Annotated in this window: 15 protein-coding genes and 2 pseudogenes; 9 read left to right on the plus strand and 8 right to left on the minus strand. The window is 56.8% G+C overall.

Annotated elements, in window-relative coordinates; translation table 11 throughout:
* The first annotated feature begins 2 nt into the window (after positions 1-2).
* Positions 3-1,565: a sugar ABC transporter ATP-binding protein gene (locus TK06_RS05070; protein WP_063321107.1), complete on the plus strand. Its 1,563-nt coding sequence runs from the start codon at positions 3-5 to the stop codon at positions 1,563-1,565.
* A 61-nt stretch (positions 1,566-1,626) separates the two neighbouring features.
* Here the strand turns inward: TK06_RS05070 and TK06_RS32670 are convergent, their stop codons facing one another.
* Positions 1,627-1,920: a hypothetical protein gene (locus TK06_RS32670; RefSeq protein WP_203417455.1), complete on the minus strand. Its 294-nt coding sequence runs from the start codon at positions 1,918-1,920 to the stop codon at positions 1,627-1,629.
* Here TK06_RS32670 and TK06_RS33350 point away from each other — a divergent pair.
* The 7 genes and pseudogenes from TK06_RS33350 to TK06_RS05095 all read left to right on the plus strand — a co-directional run.
* Positions 1,847-2,017, plus strand: a pseudogene (locus TK06_RS33350) (hypothetical protein); the annotation flags it as partial. The gene TK06_RS32670 and the pseudogene TK06_RS33350 overlap by 74 nt on opposite strands.
* A 79-nt stretch (positions 2,018-2,096) precedes the next feature.
* Entirely contained in the window at positions 2,097-2,606 is a 510-nt protein-coding gene (locus TK06_RS32680; protein WP_238992587.1) for an ABC transporter permease, read from the plus strand.
* A gap of 212 nt (positions 2,607-2,818) precedes the next feature.
* Positions 2,819-4,039, plus strand: a complete 1,221-nt coding sequence (locus TK06_RS05080) for a maltoporin (RefSeq protein ID WP_063321108.1) — start codon at positions 2,819-2,821, stop codon at positions 4,037-4,039.
* A gap of 229 nt (positions 4,040-4,268) precedes the next feature.
* Positions 4,269-4,481 carry a hypothetical protein gene (locus TK06_RS32545; RefSeq protein ID WP_161951726.1) on the plus strand — a complete coding sequence of 71 codons (213 nt, stop codon included), beginning with the start codon at positions 4,269-4,271 and terminating at the stop codon, positions 4,479-4,481.
* 78 nt (positions 4,482-4,559) lie between these two features.
* Complete coding sequence (locus tag TK06_RS05085) at positions 4,560-4,985, plus strand: Rrf2 family transcriptional regulator (protein WP_063321109.1); 426 nt, start codon at positions 4,560-4,562, stop codon at positions 4,983-4,985.
* A 60-nt stretch (positions 4,986-5,045) separates the two neighbouring features.
* Complete coding sequence (locus TK06_RS05090; RefSeq protein WP_238992588.1) at positions 5,046-5,834, plus strand: YkgJ family cysteine cluster protein; 789 nt, start codon at positions 5,046-5,048, stop codon at positions 5,832-5,834.
* A gap of 410 nt (positions 5,835-6,244) precedes the next feature.
* Positions 6,245-7,069 (plus strand): enoyl-CoA hydratase/isomerase family protein, encoded by an 825-nt coding sequence (locus TK06_RS05095; RefSeq protein WP_086936575.1) that lies wholly within the window; start codon positions 6,245-6,247, stop codon positions 7,067-7,069.
* 535 nt (positions 7,070-7,604) lie between these two features.
* Here the strand turns inward: TK06_RS05095 and TK06_RS33355 are convergent.
* The 4 genes and pseudogenes from TK06_RS33355 to TK06_RS05120 all read right to left on the minus strand — a co-directional run.
* Positions 7,605-7,925: pseudogene (locus TK06_RS33355) on the minus strand (MFS transporter); the annotation flags it as partial.
* A gap of 324 nt (positions 7,926-8,249) precedes the next feature.
* A complete protein-coding gene (locus TK06_RS05110) occupies positions 8,250-9,173 on the minus strand; it encodes a sugar ABC transporter substrate-binding protein (RefSeq protein WP_063321112.1) in 924 nt (307 codons plus the stop codon).
* A 48-nt stretch (positions 9,174-9,221) separates the two neighbouring features.
* The gene (locus TK06_RS05115; RefSeq protein WP_063321113.1) at positions 9,222-10,376 is read right to left on the minus strand and encodes a phytanoyl-CoA dioxygenase family protein; all 1,155 of its coding nucleotides are present in this window, start codon (positions 10,374-10,376) and stop codon (positions 9,222-9,224) included.
* Positions 10,373-11,221 carry an SDR family oxidoreductase gene (locus TK06_RS05120; protein ID WP_063321114.1) on the minus strand — a complete coding sequence of 283 codons (849 nt, stop codon included), beginning with the start codon at positions 11,219-11,221 and terminating at the stop codon, positions 10,373-10,375. Before TK06_RS05120 ends, TK06_RS05115 begins: the two co-directional genes overlap by 4 nt.
* A 124-nt stretch (positions 11,222-11,345) precedes the next feature.
* Here TK06_RS05120 and TK06_RS05125 point away from each other — a divergent pair, with 124 nt between their 5' ends.
* Positions 11,346-12,371 carry a LacI family DNA-binding transcriptional regulator gene (locus tag TK06_RS05125; RefSeq protein WP_063321115.1) on the plus strand — a complete coding sequence of 342 codons (1,026 nt, stop codon included), beginning with the start codon at positions 11,346-11,348 and terminating at the stop codon, positions 12,369-12,371.
* Positions 12,372-12,779: 408 nt separating this feature from the next.
* Here the strand turns inward: TK06_RS05125 and TK06_RS05135 are convergent, their stop codons facing one another.
* From TK06_RS05135 to TK06_RS05145, 3 genes are all read right to left on the minus strand, one after another.
* The gene (locus TK06_RS05135) at positions 12,780-13,169 is read right to left on the minus strand and encodes a hypothetical protein (RefSeq protein WP_063321117.1); all 390 of its coding nucleotides are present in this window, start codon (positions 13,167-13,169) and stop codon (positions 12,780-12,782) included.
* Between the two features lie 339 nt (positions 13,170-13,508).
* Complete coding sequence (locus TK06_RS05140; RefSeq protein ID WP_063321118.1) at positions 13,509-14,486, minus strand: aliphatic sulfonate ABC transporter substrate-binding protein; 978 nt, start codon at positions 14,484-14,486, stop codon at positions 13,509-13,511.
* Between the two features lie 109 nt (positions 14,487-14,595).
* Positions 14,596-16,728 carry a TonB-dependent receptor gene (locus tag TK06_RS05145; protein ID WP_063321119.1) on the minus strand — a complete coding sequence of 711 codons (2,133 nt, stop codon included), beginning with the start codon at positions 16,726-16,728 and terminating at the stop codon, positions 14,596-14,598.
* Positions 16,729-17,015: the final 287 nt, after the last annotated feature.

Below are 17,015 nucleotides of genomic sequence, written 5' to 3' on the forward strand. Positions count from 1 at the left end.
AAATGAACGATAGGCTGCTGCAAGTTCGCAATATCAAGAAAACCTTTCCGGGTGTCGTCGCGCTCAACGGCGTACAGCTCGAAGTCGGAAGAGGTGAAGCCCATGCTTTGCTCGGTGAAAACGGGGCAGGCAAGTCGACCATCCTAAAGATCCTGGCCGGAGCTCAGCCTGCGGACGCTGGTCAAGGCTCACTTGAATTCAATGGTCACGTGCTTGGGGAGCATGACACCCCCATACGTCGCCAGGAGGTAGGCATCATTACGATCTACCAGGAATTCAATCTTATCGCCGACATGTCAGTCGCCGAAAATATGTACCTCGGCCGTGAACCACTACGACATGGTTTCGTTGACTGGAAGCAGATGTTCAGTGACGCGCAGCATGTTCTGGACGATCTTGGTCTGCACATTACGCCAAGGACAATGGTTCGCAAGCTGAGCGTGGCAGAGCAGCAAATGGTCGAGATCGCCAAGGCGCTCACCATGAATGCAAAGCTCATCATCATGGATGAACCTACTGCTGCGCTCAGTGGCCGTGAAGTCGACAAGCTGCACGAAATCATTACAGATTTGAAGGCTAAAGGGATCAGCATCATCTATGTGTCGCACAAGCTCAACGAAGTGAAGGCTTGTTGTGATCGCTATACCATTTTTCGCGACGGAGCCTACATCACCTCTGGCGACGTTTGCGACGTTAGTGTTGATGACATTGTTCGACTGATGGTTGGCCGGGACGTGGAGTTTGTCCGCAAACCGCTCACGGGAGCACCAGGTGAGGTGATGCTGAAGGTGCAAAGTGTTTCCAGGACAGCCGCTGGTGGAGGACGGAGTCTTCATGCGACGCCATTGCTCGACATGTCCGTCGATGTACGGGCGGGGGAAATTGTTGGTTTCGCTGGGCTGGTGGGAGCAGGCCGCACAGAGTTGGCTCGCGTGATTTTCGGTGCCGACGGATGCGATGAAGGGATGATCTACGTCAATGGGCGCCAAGTCTCTCCATTCAAATCTCCCAGAGAAGGTATCGCCGCTGGCGTTGCGCTTGTTCCTGAGGACAGGAAGCAACAGGCCTGCTTTTTGAGCCACTCAATACGCTGGAATATGAGTTTGCCGAGTCTGGGCGGATTGCAGCGTTGGGGCATGTTTATTGATGACCGGGCTGAAACCCAGCTCATCCAGGACTACCAGAAGCGACTGCGCATCAAGATGTCTAACGACAGCGTTGCCATTGGAACGCTGTCTGGAGGCAACCAACAGAAAGTGATCCTGGCTCGCTGTATGGCCCTCAAGCCGAAGGTGCTCATCGTCGATGAGCCAACGCGCGGCATCGACGTAGGGGCCAAGGCGGAAGTTCATCAGCTTCTGTTCGACATGGCCCGTGCCGGCGTCGCTGTGATAGTGATTTCTTCCGAGTTACCTGAAGTCATGGCGGTCAGCGATCGGATTGTCACGTTCCGTGAAGGACAAATAACCGGAATTGTCTCCGCTGATGAGGCTACTGAAGAGCTTCTCATGGCGCGTATGGCTCAAGGAGTGAGTTCATCGTTTTCGCAGCAAGGCGTGGCCTGAATGGGCCGCACCCGCATCATCTATCGAGTAAATAAAAATGATCAAGCCAGCATCGAGTGAATCAGTCGTGGAACGCCGGAAAAAGATTGAGATGGTCGGGTTCTTCGAGAAGTATGGCGTGTTGTTGTTTCTCGTCGCACTTATCGTCATTTTCACCCTTTACAACCCGATGTTCCTGTCTGCGCGAAACATCAAAAACATCCTTACCGAAGTGTCGATCTACGGGATCATAGGTGTGGGAATGACCTATGTGATTCTCACCGGGGGGAATCGATCTTGCAGTGGGATCGTTGCTCGCATTCGCAGCCATCAGCGGTGCATTTTTGATGCAGGCATTGGGGGGCGACTTCTTCATGGGGTGGCTCGTTGCGATGCTCGCAGCGTGTGCTGTCGGCACAATGGCGGGCTACCTCCATGGCAAGGTGGTGACGCGGTTCGGCGTACCCGCATTCATCGTGACGCTTGGCGGTTTGACCGTATGGCGCGGTGCGACACTCATTGTGAATGATGGCGCGCCTGTGAGCGGTTTCAATGAAGCCTTCCGCTGGTGGGGAAGAGGGGGACGTACTGGGCGTACCGGTTCCTGTCCTGGTCTTTCTGGTTGTCGCTCTAGTGGGATACGTAGCTCTGCGCTACACCCGATATGGCCGGCAGGTATATGCCGTTGGCGGTAACCCCGAGGCAGCGCGACTCTCAGGCCTGAGTGTTCAATCCGTCGTTCTGAGTGTTTATGTAATCACCGGTTTCCTTGCAGGGCTGGCTGGATTCCTGCTCTCTGCCCGACTTGGATCGGCTGAGGCTGTTGCCGGCACGGGTTACGAACTGCGCATTATCGCTTCAGTGGTGATCGGCGGCACCAGTCTGTTTGGTGGTTTAGGCGGCGTCGGCGGCACGATTGTCGGAGCGTTGCTCATCGGCGTACTCATCAATGGTCTCGTGATCATGAACGTGTCCGCTTACTACCAGCAAGTGGTCATTGGAATCATCATCGTGCTGGCGGTCGGTTTCGATACGTATGCCAAATCCAGAGGCAAATCTTGATTTGGCTGAAACACTGGAGAAAGTGATTTGTAAGCGTCCCACTGGAGCCGTACCTGTAAGTGTCTTTACCGGTCCACCTCGCAAGGTTGGCTCCAGGCTGTAACCACACGATGTAACTTGAGAAAAAACCACGTCGCTGGAAGAGGAATCTTCCGGACAGGGTTCGGCTGTCCCGAGAAAAACCCAATAAAAATAAGAAGTGGAGGCGCAATATGACGTTCAAGAATGTTTTCTGGAGTGTAGGTGTGGCTGTAGCGATGCCCCTATCTGCAAGTGCGCTGGACTTCAGCGGCTATCTTCGTACTGGGACAGGTAACGCCCTTGAGGGCGGCAGTCAGTCCTGCTTTCAGCTTCCGGGAGCGCAATCCAAGTATCGGTTGGGTAATGAGTGCGAACAGTACTTTGAACTTGATCTGCGGCAAGATCTTCTCAAGCTTGATGATGGCTCCGCCATTAGCATTGAGGGCATGGCTCAGTTGTACAACCAGTACGGCCATACACCGAAGTTTACGGGGAATTATGGCTTTGCACGCATGAATCAGATGTATGCGGAGTGGAGCAAAATGCCCGCTCTTAACGGAGGGTCCTTTTGGGCGGGCCGCCGTTACTACAATCGAAACAGCATCGAAATGAGTGACTACTTCTATTGGAACCAGAGTTCGAATGGTTTCGGCTTCGATGAAGTGGGTATCGGTGATCTCAAGTACAGCTACGTTTTTTCGCGCAAAGACAACTTGTTCCAAAAGGACTACATCAACCGCCACGACTTCACTGTCAGTGGCTTCGATACCAACCCCGGTGGAGCCTTGCAACTGGGAGTGAGCTTTCTCGACAAGCCGGATAGCGAGGATGATTCCCATACTGGTTGGTCGGCCATCGCCCAGCACAAGCAGAAAGGCTTTCTCGGTGGGCTCAATACCTTCGCGGTGCAGTACGGACGGGGTCCGGGAACGGCTTTGGGTTACACCGGCGACCCAACCTTGGACAACGCCAACCAGAGCTGGCGCGTGGTGGAGTACTTCGACTGGCAAATGACTCCGCGATTCAGTGGGCAGCTCCAGGTCGTCTATCAAAAGGACAAACGTCCAGACGGTGATGACCAAAACTGGCTTTCTGTGGGGGTACGCCCGGTCTATGCATTCACTGAACAATTCAAGTTGAGCACTGAGATTGGCCGAGACCAAGTGGAGGCGCCTGGAGGAACGCGCAAACTGACGAAATTCACCATTGCGCCAACTTGGTCTCCTGCTGGGCCTGGTTACTGGCATCGTCCAGAGTTTCGTCTGTATTACACCTATGCGTCCTGGAACGAAGCAGCTCAACGCGCAGCGAGTCAAATGGCTGCTGGGTCAGCGCTTTCGGATACAGGTGCCTTTGGTAATGCCTTGCATGGCTCGAACGTTGGTGTGCAGCTTGAGTATTGGTGGAAATAGGCGAATCAACCAACAGGGTTAAGTCAACTGACCTCCGGGAAGCCCTACCACCAGCTATGTCTAGGTAGGGCTTCGACTATCGAGTTGTAAGGGAGACCTGCACATGGTTCGCAACCGCATTGTTTTAGTGTTTTTACTGCTTGGGTTTGCGACACAGGCCATGGCGGAAAAGGTCCCAGCCGATGGCTGACACAAACACCAAAAGCAGATACCGATAGGGCTTCTGAGGTTGGCGTTTTCTCTGAGCGAAAAGTACTACGACTTTGCACTCCTTCCCGATTCACCTACGGTCAAGCGCCAGGAAGAAATGGTTCGGGAAGGAAGCCTGAATATTTTCTGGACAAGCACGTCCAAGGCGCTTGAGGCGCAATATCAATCCATTCGAATTCCGATGTACAACTGGAGTGATACGAAATCCTGCGAAACGCAGGGCTTGCTGTAGCGACCTTCTCCTCGCCGTCCTGTGCCTGCCCTCGCGCGGCTCTTGTATCCAATATGGATACTAATATAGTATCTAAGGATGGCATCAGTAAACACCCAATTTTCGATTGCCGTCCACGTAATGACGGCAATCGCACATCACGACGGAATTTTTGCGTCAGAAATTCTCGCGGGCAGCGTTAATGCGAACCCGGTCTTCGTTAAAAGAATCCTTGTTAAACTCTCCAAGGCGAAGCTGGCTAAAACCACTGTTGGTAAGTCGGGCGGTTATGGCTTGGCACGTAGCCCTAAAAGTATTTCGCTCTTAGATATCTACTCTGCGGTAAACCCTCCAGATGCTTTTGCCATCCACACTTATCCCGTAAGAAAGGAGTGTGTCGTGAGCTCTAACATCAAGGAAGTCATGAGCGACATCCTGGTTGATACTCAGGAGGCCGTCCATAGGGAGCTGAGACAGACGACGTTGGCGGATGTGGTTGCCAAAATCAGAGCCAGGTCCGATTAGCTTTTTTTTATCTTCAATAGATACTTTTATAGTAACCAATAAGCATAGACAGGACACGAGATGACGCAACTAAACGGAATGCCCCTTGTGACTACCGGCGGCGGCACTGGTAAAAATGCAATTCAATATACCTGTGTGACCTGTGGTATTTGCTGTAAAGGAAGGCTGATTCCTTTAACCGTGAAAGAGGCTGAACAATGGCTGGCACGGGGAAATGATGTTGCGATATTACTTGAGGCGTTCAGTCTCTCCTCGGGGGGGGCACAATCACCTGAGTACCAGCATAACGCGAGTAGAGCAGGCAAAGTGACAGCAGGCGATAATAACCTTAACGTTATTGCCATATTTGCAGGAAACGCATTAAATCAATGCCCGAGCCTGCGAGAAGATAACTTGTGCGGGATCTATGAAGAGCGACCACTGGTTTGTCGAATCTACCCCATGGAAATAAATCCGTTCATTGAATTAAAAGCAGAGAATAAAATTTGTCCTCCTGAGTCTTGGGGAAGTGGTGAAATCATTTGTTCCGACGGCGAAGCAAATCCGCCCTTGAAGTTACTGATTAATCAATCAAAACAGGCCGATGTTAAGGACGCTGCCGTTAAGGTGGAGATCTGTGAGTTTTTGGGGATGACCGTTGCAAGCTGGAAGGGCGATGGGTTGGCGGTGTACTTCCCGAAACGGGATGTGCTCCTCGCCGCGATCCTGGCCAGTGGTATGCGCCCCGCGCGTTCGAAAAGCCAATGGGCAGTTCGTACTGATAACCTTGAACTACGTCATCAACTTCAAGGCGCGGGCGTTCCGCTGGCACATGAAGACGCAAGCGACTATATCTATCAAGCCTTGTAGCGCTTCATGGCTGTTTTCTAGCCATTAGGAACAATGGAGTTTTTGCCAGCCCGAAAGTTTGTGATGGTGCGCGCCAAGTGCGCGGCATCGGAGAACTCGCTCACCGTTTGCTGCAACAGAAAGTTGATCCTTACTGCCGAAGTGCCGGTAGAGCGATGTCTTCGCCGCGTCGGCCTAAGACAGCACGCAGTAGATACGGCCCGGACACTCTCCTGGCAGAACAGCTGATCGGTGGCCAGGCGGCGGTCACGGACGCCAACTTCGATGGCTTTCGGCGGTTTACTCGCATTTTGTGCACCCTTTGACATTACAGAAAGCTCGGTCTAGCGTCAGCCGGATGAATAGACAGAACGCTCTAATCTGAACTCCCCTAATGGTATTAGCACTTTTCTCGGAAGGAACAGGAAGACATGAGCGAATCCGCAACGGATACGGCGCATCAGCCGGTCCGCGCCCAGCATCTCGGCCCCGGCTACTGGCGGGTGACCTTCGACAACCCTCCGCTCAACCTCTACACCCCCGAGGTCGAGGCGGGTTTAGTTCGGATTGTCGCCCAACTCGAATCCGATGCCGAGGTCAAGATCGTCGTCTTTGATAGTGCCCTGGCTGACTTCTTCATAGCACATATGGACGTAAGCAGAATGGGGGAGTTCGGGGACGGCATGCCGAGGTGGTTCGATCTCGTCGACCGCCTGGGCAAGGCCCGCTTCATCACCGTCGCGACCATACGAGGCCGTGCGCGCGGCATCGGCAACGAGTTCCTGTTGGCTCTCGACTTACGTTTCGCCAGCCGCGAGAACGCGATCTTTGGCCAACCCGAGGTGGGTATGGGGATCATCCCAGGCTGCGGCGGGATGGAGCGGCTGTCGGTGCTTACGGGCCGAGCCCGTGCACTGGAAATCGTCGCCTCGGGGGAGGATTACGACGCGGACCTGGCCGAACGCTACGGCTGGATCAACCGCGCCGTTCCCGACGCAGAACTCGACGCCTTCGTCGACCGTTTTGCGCAGCGGATCGCATCCTTTGACGCCGAGGCCCTGATCGCAGTCAAGACGACCCTCAATAATGAGAACCCCCCGCCCCACGGCGACAGCCTCAAAGCGACATACGCACGCTACAGCCAACTGCTCGCCCGTGATTCCGTGCAGCAGCGTTTTCAGGGCGTAGCGCAGGCGACGCCGGAAATGATCCTCGATCTGGAACTCAACATGGGCGAGCGCATCGGCCCTCGATAGCTAGGCCATCGATGAGGATCCCTCGCGTTTGGCTCGATGGTGTAGACGAACAGCGCGCAAGGGTTGCACGGAAGCGGACTAGGTAGACGAGCGGCACACCGCTCTCGCTGCGTGTACAGAAACCATGGCAGAGGCAAATCACGCCGTAGAAAATATCGCTCAGAATTTGGATGGCGGGCGCGGGAGATACGCGCTCAAGGCTCCCATTAACGATGCCACACTCGAAGGCTGCTCAGTGTTCATAAGTATCCTTCCCCAATGGCTGCTGAGGGCCCAAGGACTGAACGGCTTGCAGGGTAGCCGCTCCGTGCGGCACTCCGGCGCCTGATCCCGGCGTTGGTGCCGATGGCGAGGCAATACCGCTTCGTTTATCGACGGAGCTGCAGCCATGGACACGATCATCCAAGCGGTCACGTCCGCCAAAATGAGTCTAGAGTTAAGTATTTTCCTGCCTCAGCAAGAAAAGAAACCCTTTGATTTCAATGGGTCGGACACCAGATACGAGTCTCGTTTTCCCGCTCCAATTATTTTTCAGGTACAGAATCACTGCTGGGAAAAAACCGGCTTCCGCCACCCCCAGCAAAAACCTCAGCGCCAGGAAACTCTTGGGCCCCTCGACAAAGGCCATGCAGGTGGCAATCAAGCCCCAGGTGAAAAAGGATGCGGGCAATCCAACGCCGCGCGCCGACCTTGACCATCATCAGGTTGCTGGACACTTCAAACAGGCAATAGCCAATAAAAAAAGCCCTGCCCCCCAACCGAAGACCACAGTGCTCAAGCCAATATCGGCATTCATGGTCCGCGCGGCGAAACCGACGTTGACCCGGTCGAGATAGGAGATGATGTAGAGGGAAATCTACAGCGGGAGTAGTCGCCAGAAGATCTTGTCCATGACTTGTTTTTCAATATCCGTGTTCATGCCAGGTCCTGCCTCCATTGCTGGAATAGTTGTTTTTATTCTGTTGGCCCAGTAACGGCCTCGCAATCAAAAACACCAGCGATCGTTCCTGCGTCGGGCTTTTTCACGTGTGTGTTGTTGGCTTGTTATAAGGTGGCGTCTGTATGTCAGCTCAGGCTGGGATTGGTTGACTACTACAATCTTCAACTGGAGTACCGGGTCGGTGCCGTAGCTCTTCAGTCCTGGCCCACCTTCACCGGCCGACCGTGCAGCCCGCCCCAATCAAGGGTTAAGAAAGTCCTGATAGTTGGCCTTGGTAATCAGCTGATAGGGAATGGTCAACTCTGCTGCAAAGGGTTCTTTCCTGATCATCTTCAGTGCCAGGTCAATGGATCCGATGGCCTGGCCTTTGTTGTCCTGGTAGACGGTTACGAGCAATTGATCCTTCTTGATCGCGTCCAGGCCGGCGGGGCCACCATCGCTGCCACCGACCAGAATGTCCTTGCCTGAGCGCATGCCAGCCTGGTTGATGGCCATCGCCGCGCCAATGGCCATTTCATCAGCGTTGGCGGCCACGGCATCGATTTTTTTGCCTGAGAGAATCCAGTTATTCATGAGGTCCATGGCCTTGCTGCGCTGCCACTCGGCGCTCTGTTCTTCGACCACGTGGATGTCCGGATAGCTTTTGAGTACTTCCTTCACTCCTTGGGTGCGGTTGTGGGTGGCGTTGTTGGAGAGCAGGCCGAGCATGATCGCCAGATTGCCCTTGCCGCCCATTTTTTCTGCCAGATAGCGCATCTGCATTTCGCCGGCCTTGATCTCATCCGAACCCACATAGCCGACGCCCGGCGGCAGTTCGGCCTGGTCGGGGCGGCGGTTGACATAAACGAGGGGAACGCTGGCCTTCTGGGCGTGGGCGGTCATTTTTTGCGTGGCGGCGGTGTCCACCGGGTTGACGATGATCGCGTCCATGCCTTGGGCGGTGAAGTTCTGCACCTGGTTAAGCTGGCGCACTACATCGCCTTGGGCGTCTTCGAATTGCAGGTTCACGCCCGGCAGATCCTTGGCGTGGGCGGCCATGTAGTCGCGCATCTGCGCCAGGAACACATCGTCCACCTGGGCGATGCTGACGCCGATACGAATATCGGCCAGAGCCAAGGGGGCGAAGAGGGCGACAAAGAGGTAGGTCAGAAGTCGTTTTTTCATGGTTTCAGTCCGGTTTTGTTGTTGTTTTTAAACACGTTTGAAATAGGCTCATGCCTGGCGCTTGGTGCTTATCTGCATTACGCGCTCGGCAAAGGTCGCGTAGGTCCAGCGTTCTGTCAGCGCTTGGAACATCAGTTGCTGCCCGGTTTGTGGGGCCAGGCCGTGCAGCGGCGGGTCGGTGTCCAAGTTGGTGGGAAAGGAGTAGCCGTCGGCGGTGCAGGCAATCACCGCATCCAGCTCTTGTGCATCCAGTACCTGATCCGCCAACCGCTGCAGCAGGCAGGGGTAGAGCGCCAGCATCATGCGTTCGCGGTTCACGGTTTCCATGGGCTTGCCGAATGCCGAGGAGATTTGCAGCAGGTTGGCCATGCGCCGGCGATCCGGCGTGTGATTGGTGCCCGCGGCATGAAACAGCGCCGGGTTGAAGAACAGCAGGTCGCCCTTGTTCAACGGCAGCTGAACTGCGTGATGATGGAAGTAGTCGATGAACTCCGGACGGCGCCAGGCCAGGTAACCCAGTACGTATTGCTGGGAAAACGGCAACAGCAGAGTCGGTCCGGTTTCCAGCGGCATATCGGAGTGGGCGACAGCCCCTTGCAATGTCAGGTACTGCGACAACGCATGCAGGGGCAACGGGAAGCGCTCGACGACGTCCTCTGTCTGAAAACCCAGGTGGTAGTCACGATGGGGCTGTTGCGCCTGGCCGCCCGGGTGCACCACGTTGACCTGGGCCGTGACTTGAAAGCCGGGGCCCAACCAGGCCTCGGCAATCAGCCCCAGCAGCGGGTTGGCGTAGTACTCGACAAAAGACGACGGAGATTGCAGTGCTGCCTTTTGCAACGAATTCCAGATGCGCCCGTTGGTACCGGCCTTGGCGAAGTGATCGGCGGAGAGACCCTGGGCGGCTTCCTTGGCGAAGATGGCTTCGAACACCTGGCTGTGGCGATCGACCACGTCCAGGTCTGCATAGCCCTGGCGCACAACCATGACCCCTGGGCCGTTGCGAAACAGCCGGTGCAACTCGCTCTGCAGCTCTGCGCGATTGCCATCGCGCAAGGTCTGCGCGTGATAGATCGGCACATTGTTTTGCACGTCGCTGCAGTGGGGATATTCCTCGGCATTGACCTGTTGTTCGCAGAGTCGGGCGAAGTCCTGCAACTGCACTGAATCAGCACGCATAAACGCTGACAGCGGCTGATTCATAGCGCGTCTCCCGTCAGACTCAGCGGGCTGGCGGGGCGCGGAGCGGTGTCGTCGCCGCAGCCGATCACGCCTTGTTCCAGGTCGATGACGGTGCCGGTCATCATTCCCGATTCGCGCGACAGCAGGAACGCAACACTCTGCGCCACTTCCTCGGGTTTGAGCAGGCGGCCAAAAGGCTGCGTGCGCTCGACCGTCGCCAGCCAGCCATCCTCGGCACCATGGTAGCGGCGCTGGATCTCATCTTCATGGGGCGTGTCCATCCAGCCGATGTTCAGGCCGTTGACCCGGATGCGGTTGTGCAGGGCGCTGAAGGCCACGTTTTTGGTCAGGATCGCCAGGGCACCCTTGGACGCTGAGTAAGCGGTCAGATACGCCGGCCCGCCGTGGCTGACGATGCTTTGGATGTTGACGATGGCGCCTTCCACGCCTTGGCTGATCATCAGTTTCAGCGCTTCCTGCATGAGGAAGAACGGTGCGCGCACGTTGACCGCGAAAAGGCGATCGAACAGTTCAGGGGAGGTGTCGAGGACGCCGCCGCGATCAGACATGCCGGCGCAGTTGACCAAGCCATGGAGGGTGCCGAAGCGGGAGCGGGCGGCCTTGATCACCGCACGGCAATCCTCGACTCGCTCCAGGTCAGCCTCGACGAAAAATGCCTGGCAATCGAGTTCCGCCAGCTGGCGTACCTGGGCCTGGCCCTGATCTGCGCGGCGCCCGCAAATGATCAGGCCGGCGGCGCCTCGGCGCGCCAGAGTGTGGGCTACGGCTGCTCCGAGGCCTTGGGTGCTGCCGGTGACGACAAAGTACTGGCCACTGAACGAGGTAGTGAGGTCGGTTTGAGGCATGGGCTTCCCCTGGATTATTGTTGTTGTCCTTGCGCCGGCTCGACGCCTGGCGAAACTGAGACTAGCATTGGGAAAGCCTCAGTAATGCCCAAAAAGACCTCAAGAAAACCTCAGGCTTAAAACGATGCTCGAACGTGCCAAACACTTTTCCATCAAGCAGATCGCCACCCAGGCGGGCGTCAGCAAGGCGACGATCGATCGCGTGCTACACCAGCGCGGCAGCGTGCATTACCAGACCCACCGCCGCATCGAGCAGGCCCTGACCGAATTGGAGGCTCAGGAAAAGAATGGTCTGGCGGCAGGGCGTACTTTCCATGTCGACGTGATCATGCACACGCCGCAACGCTTCAGTGCGGCGGTGCAGGCGGCGATGACCGCGCAACTGAGCAGTCTGGCGCCGTTTCGCATCGCGCCGAGGTTTCACCTGTTTGAAGAAGTCGAGCCACAGGCGATGCACGACCAGTTACTGCGCTGCGCAAGCACTGGCAGCCAGGGCGTAGTACTCAAGGCCGCCGACGAGCCGGCGGTAAACCTGGCGATCAAGCAGCTGGCTGCGGCCGGCATTCCGGTGGTCACGCTGGTCACTGACCTGCCGCACAGCGAACGCATCGGCTATGTCGGCATGGACAACCGCACGGCCGGGCAAACCGCCGCGTATCTGCTGTCGCGGTGGTTGGCGCCACAGTCTCAGGACGTCGCCGTGGTCATCGGTAGCGAGCTTTTTCGCGGAGAAGAAGAGCGGGAAATGGGCTTTCGCATGTGGTTGCGCAGCCGTGCCGCGCATTTGCGGGTGCTCGACATCAGCGGTGGCTACGGGGCCTACGAGCGCACCTTCGAGCGCGTGATCGAGGTGCTGAAACAGCACCCGGACCTCAAGGCGGTCTACAGCGTGGGCGGGGGCAATCGGGCGATTGTCGATGCGTTCGCCGCACTGGATCGGCCGCTTGAGGTGTTTATCGGACACGACCTGGACGAGGAAAACCGCCAACTGCTGGCCGAGGAAAAAATCGCTGCGATCATCGATCACAACCTGCAGATCGATGCTCGCCACGTGTTCCTGCATATCCTGCAATTTCATCGCCTGTGGAAGGCCGGGCCGATTACGCCTTCGCAGGTGCAGATTGTCACGCCGTTTAATCTGCCTTACTGATACACCCTGCTTACGCCGGGCGAAGGCCTTCGACGCAACCCGCTATGGTGAGCAGCGTGGGACTGGGTGGCTTTTAATCGGGTTTAGGGAGCTATTCGATTACCAGGACGTATCCATATTCACCATATTGGCCATGAGCGATGGGTATTGTCCGGCCTGCTGTTTGCCTATGTATTTCATGGATTCGCGTAGATCTTTATTACCCTGGACTCGACCGTCTCTGGTGTGATCTTTCATCGACTGTTCGTAAGTCTTGTCTCTTGATAGCGCCATCAAGCCATTGACGACGATATCGTTGTCGTCGTGTGAGTGCTTTGACGTCTCTTTACTGGGGTAAGGAAAGTGCCAGTAGACCGGTGTGTTATCTAGAAGTACGTCATTCAAAAAGGGACTGCACGTACCGCAGGGTTATCGTTCGGTATAGACCGCGTGAATCACGGTGCCATCGAGCGCTTGAGCCTGGGCGGCAGTTAGCCGCGGCAACCCACCGGCGTTGCCCTGTCCTACGATCCAATTGGGAATGCTTAGCCGGTTGAGTGACGGGACACCACGTATCGCCAACCACACTTGTTTTTCCGAGTGATAGTTGTCGCTCGGCTGCGTGATGATGAGCGGACCGGGGATGCCTGCGTTAAATGGGTTGGGGGCGGTAAAGAAGAATGTCGCGTAATTGACGAGGGTAAAGTCGCCATTGGCCCCACGCATGGCACGGGCGGCGGCTGACCATGGGCTGTTCAGGTACGCCTGCACTAAGGTTGGGTGTCCCTGATAACCAAGCCAAATCGAATTGAAGGCCAAGGTGAACTCCTTTTCACAAACAGGTGGCAGGGCATCGCCACACCCAGTCCAGCTAAGTCGAGGATCCTTACCCTGTCAATCAGTGGTGATATCCCGATGCCGCCGCCGTCTGGCAGCTAGCTCAGTCTCATCGATGATGGGTTCGAGTTGCAGTTGCCGGCACTTGTTCGGGAAATCACACAACTGCAACTCGCTTATTCGCAGAGCTTTCGCTCGTACACGGTACTTGAGCTGGCGCGACGTGGTCGACGGATTCGTATATTGCCAAGTACCTACAAACCCGCTCCAAGATTCAGAAAAAAGCCACACAGATGCGCCCCCAGCGCGGGCGCGCTTGGGTCATGGCGCCCATATCTGCGCATCGCGGGCATCCACCGCCTTGGGCAACAACCCCGCCGCAAAAAACGCATCGGCGATTTTCTGCTGTTCCCCGAGCTGATCGGCTTTTACCGGTTGGACCTGATAGCTGCGATGAGCGTTGGCGGCCTCGACCGTTTCCACATCCAGATTTCCCCACAAAGGCCCTAGAACCTGAGCCGCATCGCGAGGATGGTTCTTGACCCATTGCCCGGCCTCTTCAAGTTGCTCGTAAACCAGCTTGAGCACTTCGGGATGCGCCTTGGCGTAGGCATTGCCGGTCAGGTAGTAACGTTTGTAGCTCGCCAGCCCGGTTCCGTCAGCCAAGGTGCGTGTCGGCAGTTGACGTTGCACGCCACTGAGGAAGGGCTCCCAGGTTACCCAGGCATCGACTTTCCCGTTCTCGAACGCGGCTCGGCCATCGGCGGGCGTCAGATACGCCGGTTCTATGTCGGAGAACTTCAAACCGGCCTTTTCCAGGGCCGCAATCAATAGATAGTGGGCGCCCGCGGCCTTGGTGACTGCGACTTTCTTGCCCTTCAAATCCGCCAGTCGCTGCAACGGTGAATCCTTGCGCACGACGATGGCTTGGGCTGAAGGCGAGGGCGCTTCCTGAGCGAAGTAAGTCAGCTTGGCTTGAGCGGCCTGGGCAAAGATCGGCACGGTATCGGCCACGTCGGCGCTGACGTCGACATTGCCGACATTCAGTGCTTCCAGCAGTGGCAAGCCGCTGGGGAACTCATGCCAGCTCACGTCGATGTTGGCTTCGGCGAGTGCCTTGTCCAGCTTGCCTTGGGTTTTGAGCAGCGTGATCAGGGTCGACGACTTCTGATAGCCGATGCGCAGGGTTTCCCGCGCCTGGGCCGGGAGCGCAAGAGCCGACAAGAGCAATACAACGACCGCGCCGGCCAGGGCGGGACGACGGAATATCGCCCCTGGGTTCTTGATCAGTCTGGACATGGCATTCTCGACATTGACTAAAGATGGGGTTAACACCCAAGAATCCTATTGTTCTAAAAAACAATTTATAAATACTTTTTGAGTATTAGCTTAAGCGGTTTTTCAGGTGTCAGAGGTCGTAACGCACAGACAGCAAGAGGGTTCGCGGGTCGTTGACGGAGTAGTAGCGGGCGCCGCTGGAGGGCACGTAGCCGACGGCCTGCGGGTAGGCGCGGTCGAGCAGGTTCTTCACCGACAGCGTGGTGGTCCAGTGGCCGTCGCCGGAGATGTAGCGGGTGTTGGCGTTCCAGAAGGTCTGCTGGGGGATTTCCTGGACGTCATCGTTCAACGCGTTGGCGTAGGACTTGGTCTGGAACTGGGCATCGGTGCCGGCCAGCCAGGTGCCGGGCAGACCGGCCGGGATGGTGTAGTTCAGGCCGACACTGGTGTTCCAGCGCGGCGAGTACACCAGTTGCTTGCCGTTGGCATCGGCCCCGGCGCCACTGGCGTTTTCGAAGTCGTCATACTGGCTTTGCAGGTAACCGAGGTTGAAGGTCAGTTGCAGGTCGTTGGTCAGTGCGCTGAGGGTCTCGAGTTCGACGCCGTAGGTGTGCGCCTGGCCGACGTTGGTCCGCAGGCTCACGCCCAACGCGGGATCGTAGGCGTTGGTCTGCAGGTCCTTGTAGTCGTTGTAGAACAGCGCGAGGTTGGCGCGCAGGCGGCGGTTGAAGAAGTCGCCTTTGAAGCCGGTTTCCCAGGTGGTCACGTCTTCCGGAGAGAACGCCTGCTCGGCGGCGGCCTGGGTGGGCGCGCGGTTGTCGTAGCCGCCGGCCTTGAAGCCTTTGGCGACGTAGGCGTACTGATTCAGATGTGGCGTCCAGGCGTATTCGAAACCGAGCTTCGGGCTGGTGGACTGCCAGGATTTGCTCGAGTCTGCCGTGAAGTTGGTGCCGGTGATCTGGCGGTTGGTGGTGACGGCGTAGTTGGTGTAGTCGAAATTCTTGTGTTCGCGAGTAAACCGTAGCCCGGCGATCAATGACAGTTGCTGCGTGACCTTGTAGCTGCCCTGGCCATACAGCGCGTAGCTTTCAGTATCGGTCGTACTGTACTGGCCCTGGCCGATCACTTGGTTGCGGGCGATCGAGTAGGTCAGGCTGTCACGCTCGGCGTCGAATTTTTCGCGGTACAAGTACAGGCCGGTGCTGAAACTGAAATCCTCATAGTCGCCGTTGAGCTGGAACTCCTGAGTGGCGTAGTCCTGCTTGTAGGTGATCAGGCTGTTCTGGATCAGGGCCGCCTGGCCCGAGTTGTCATAGTCCACCGGCTGGTTGAACGCGGAGTAGGCGGTCACCGACTTGAAGTTCAGATGGTCATCGATGCTGTAGATCGCCCGCAGCACCGAGCTACCCTGGTCGAGACGGTTCTTTGGATTGAGACTGCTGTAGCTTTTGAACTTGTCGAAGCGGCCGTCGGCGTCGAAGGGTGTGTAGCTGGTGGTGTCGCCACGGTCGAAGGTGCCGGCCAGGGTCAGTTGTACATCCCAGGGCGAATCGATGGGGTTGAAACGCAACTTGCCGCGGTACGACTGGAGGTCGACGTTGTTCACATCCTCGCCACGCGTGGGGTTGGAAACCGTGCCGTCGCGGGTCAGGCGAATCGCCGAGAAACTGCCGAACAAGGTGTTGTCCACCAGTGGGCCGCTGATCAGCAGGCGAGCGTTCTGGGCGTTGTAGTTGCCGGCGCCGAGTTCGAAGAAGCCGCGGGTTTCCTGGGTCGGGTCGCGGGTGATCACGCGGATCGCCCCGGCGCTGCTGTTGCGCCCGTAAAGCGTGCCTTGCGGGCCGCGCAGGACCTCGACGCGCTCGACATCGTTGAAGTCGAGCATCGAGGAAATCGCCCGAGGGATGTACAGGTCATCGGCGTAGACCGCCACGGCCGCTTCCTGGATCGGATCGGTTTCGCCTATGCCGCGAATCCCGTAGGTCTGGGCGCTGTAGGAGATCGATTGGCGGCTGAGGGTCAGGTTCGGCACTTGTCCGGAGAGGTCGCGAATGCTCTTGATCTGCTTGTCTTCCAAAGCATTTTCGTCGAACGCGGAGATCGCCAGCGGCGCCTTCTGCAAGTCCTCGCTGCGATGTTCCGCCGTGACGGTGACGACGGGGAGGGCCCCCTCCTGGGTGTTGTCTTCGGCGTGGGCCGATAACCCGAACAGGGCCAGCGACACGGCCAGCGTCAGTCGGTTAAAAGTGAAGGTGTCGTGCATGATGAACCCCAAGTGTGTGCAGTGGCTGCGTTGGCGTTGTTTTTTCGGGCAAGGCGTTGCCACAGTCATGGCTTGGAAGGCATGGCGGCGTTGGCTTGGGCCGGTTTCGGGTTTGGGTGTCGCATTGACCGTGGGGTGGTGTCGGCCGGAAAAACCTACAGTTCCGAGAGCCTCCACCTGGTCAGGGCTCGGTGATGGGTGTAACAGTATTTGTATAACTAGGCGCTGTAAAAGTCCGATTTGTTATAAGTTAATTATAAAAAATAGACATTAATATTTTTATTAAA

This window comes from Pseudomonas fluorescens (assembly GCF_001623525.1).
Classification (GTDB): domain Bacteria; phylum Pseudomonadota; class Gammaproteobacteria; order Pseudomonadales; family Pseudomonadaceae; genus Aquipseudomonas; species Aquipseudomonas fluorescens_Q.

Excerpts from the sequence above, each read along its gene's own strand:
- TK06_RS05070 (WP_063321107.1), top strand. The coding sequence starts at position 3 with ATGAACGATAGGCTGCTGCAAGTTCGCAATATCAAGAAAACCTTTCCG.
- TK06_RS32670 (WP_203417455.1), bottom strand. The coding sequence starts at position 1,920 with ATGAAGAAGTCGCCCCCCAATGCCTGCATCAAAAATGCACCGCTGATG.
- TK06_RS32680 (WP_238992587.1), top strand. The coding sequence starts at position 2,097 with ATGAAGCCTTCCGCTGGTGGGGAAGAGGGGGACGTACTGGGCGTACCG.
- TK06_RS05080 (WP_063321108.1), top strand. The coding sequence starts at position 2,819 with ATGACGTTCAAGAATGTTTTCTGGAGTGTAGGTGTGGCTGTAGCGATG.
- TK06_RS05085 (WP_063321109.1), top strand. The coding sequence starts at position 4,560 with ATGGCATCAGTAAACACCCAATTTTCGATTGCCGTCCACGTAATGACG.
- TK06_RS05090 (WP_238992588.1), top strand. The coding sequence starts at position 5,046 with ATGACGCAACTAAACGGAATGCCCCTTGTGACTACCGGCGGCGGCACT.
- TK06_RS05095 (WP_086936575.1), top strand. The coding sequence starts at position 6,245 with ATGAGCGAATCCGCAACGGATACGGCGCATCAGCCGGTCCGCGCCCAG.
- TK06_RS05110 (WP_063321112.1), bottom strand. The coding sequence starts at position 9,173 with ATGAAAAAACGACTTCTGACCTACCTCTTTGTCGCCCTCTTCGCCCCC.
- TK06_RS05115 (WP_063321113.1), bottom strand. The coding sequence starts at position 10,376 with ATGAATCAGCCGCTGTCAGCGTTTATGCGTGCTGATTCAGTGCAGTTG.
- TK06_RS05120 (WP_063321114.1), bottom strand. The coding sequence starts at position 11,221 with ATGCCTCAAACCGACCTCACTACCTCGTTCAGTGGCCAGTACTTTGTC.
- TK06_RS05125 (WP_063321115.1), top strand. The coding sequence starts at position 11,346 with ATGCTCGAACGTGCCAAACACTTTTCCATCAAGCAGATCGCCACCCAG.
- TK06_RS05140 (WP_063321118.1), bottom strand. The coding sequence starts at position 14,486 with ATGTCCAGACTGATCAAGAACCCAGGGGCGATATTCCGTCGTCCCGCC.
- TK06_RS05145 (WP_063321119.1), bottom strand. The coding sequence starts at position 16,728 with ATGCACGACACCTTCACTTTTAACCGACTGACGCTGGCCGTGTCGCTG.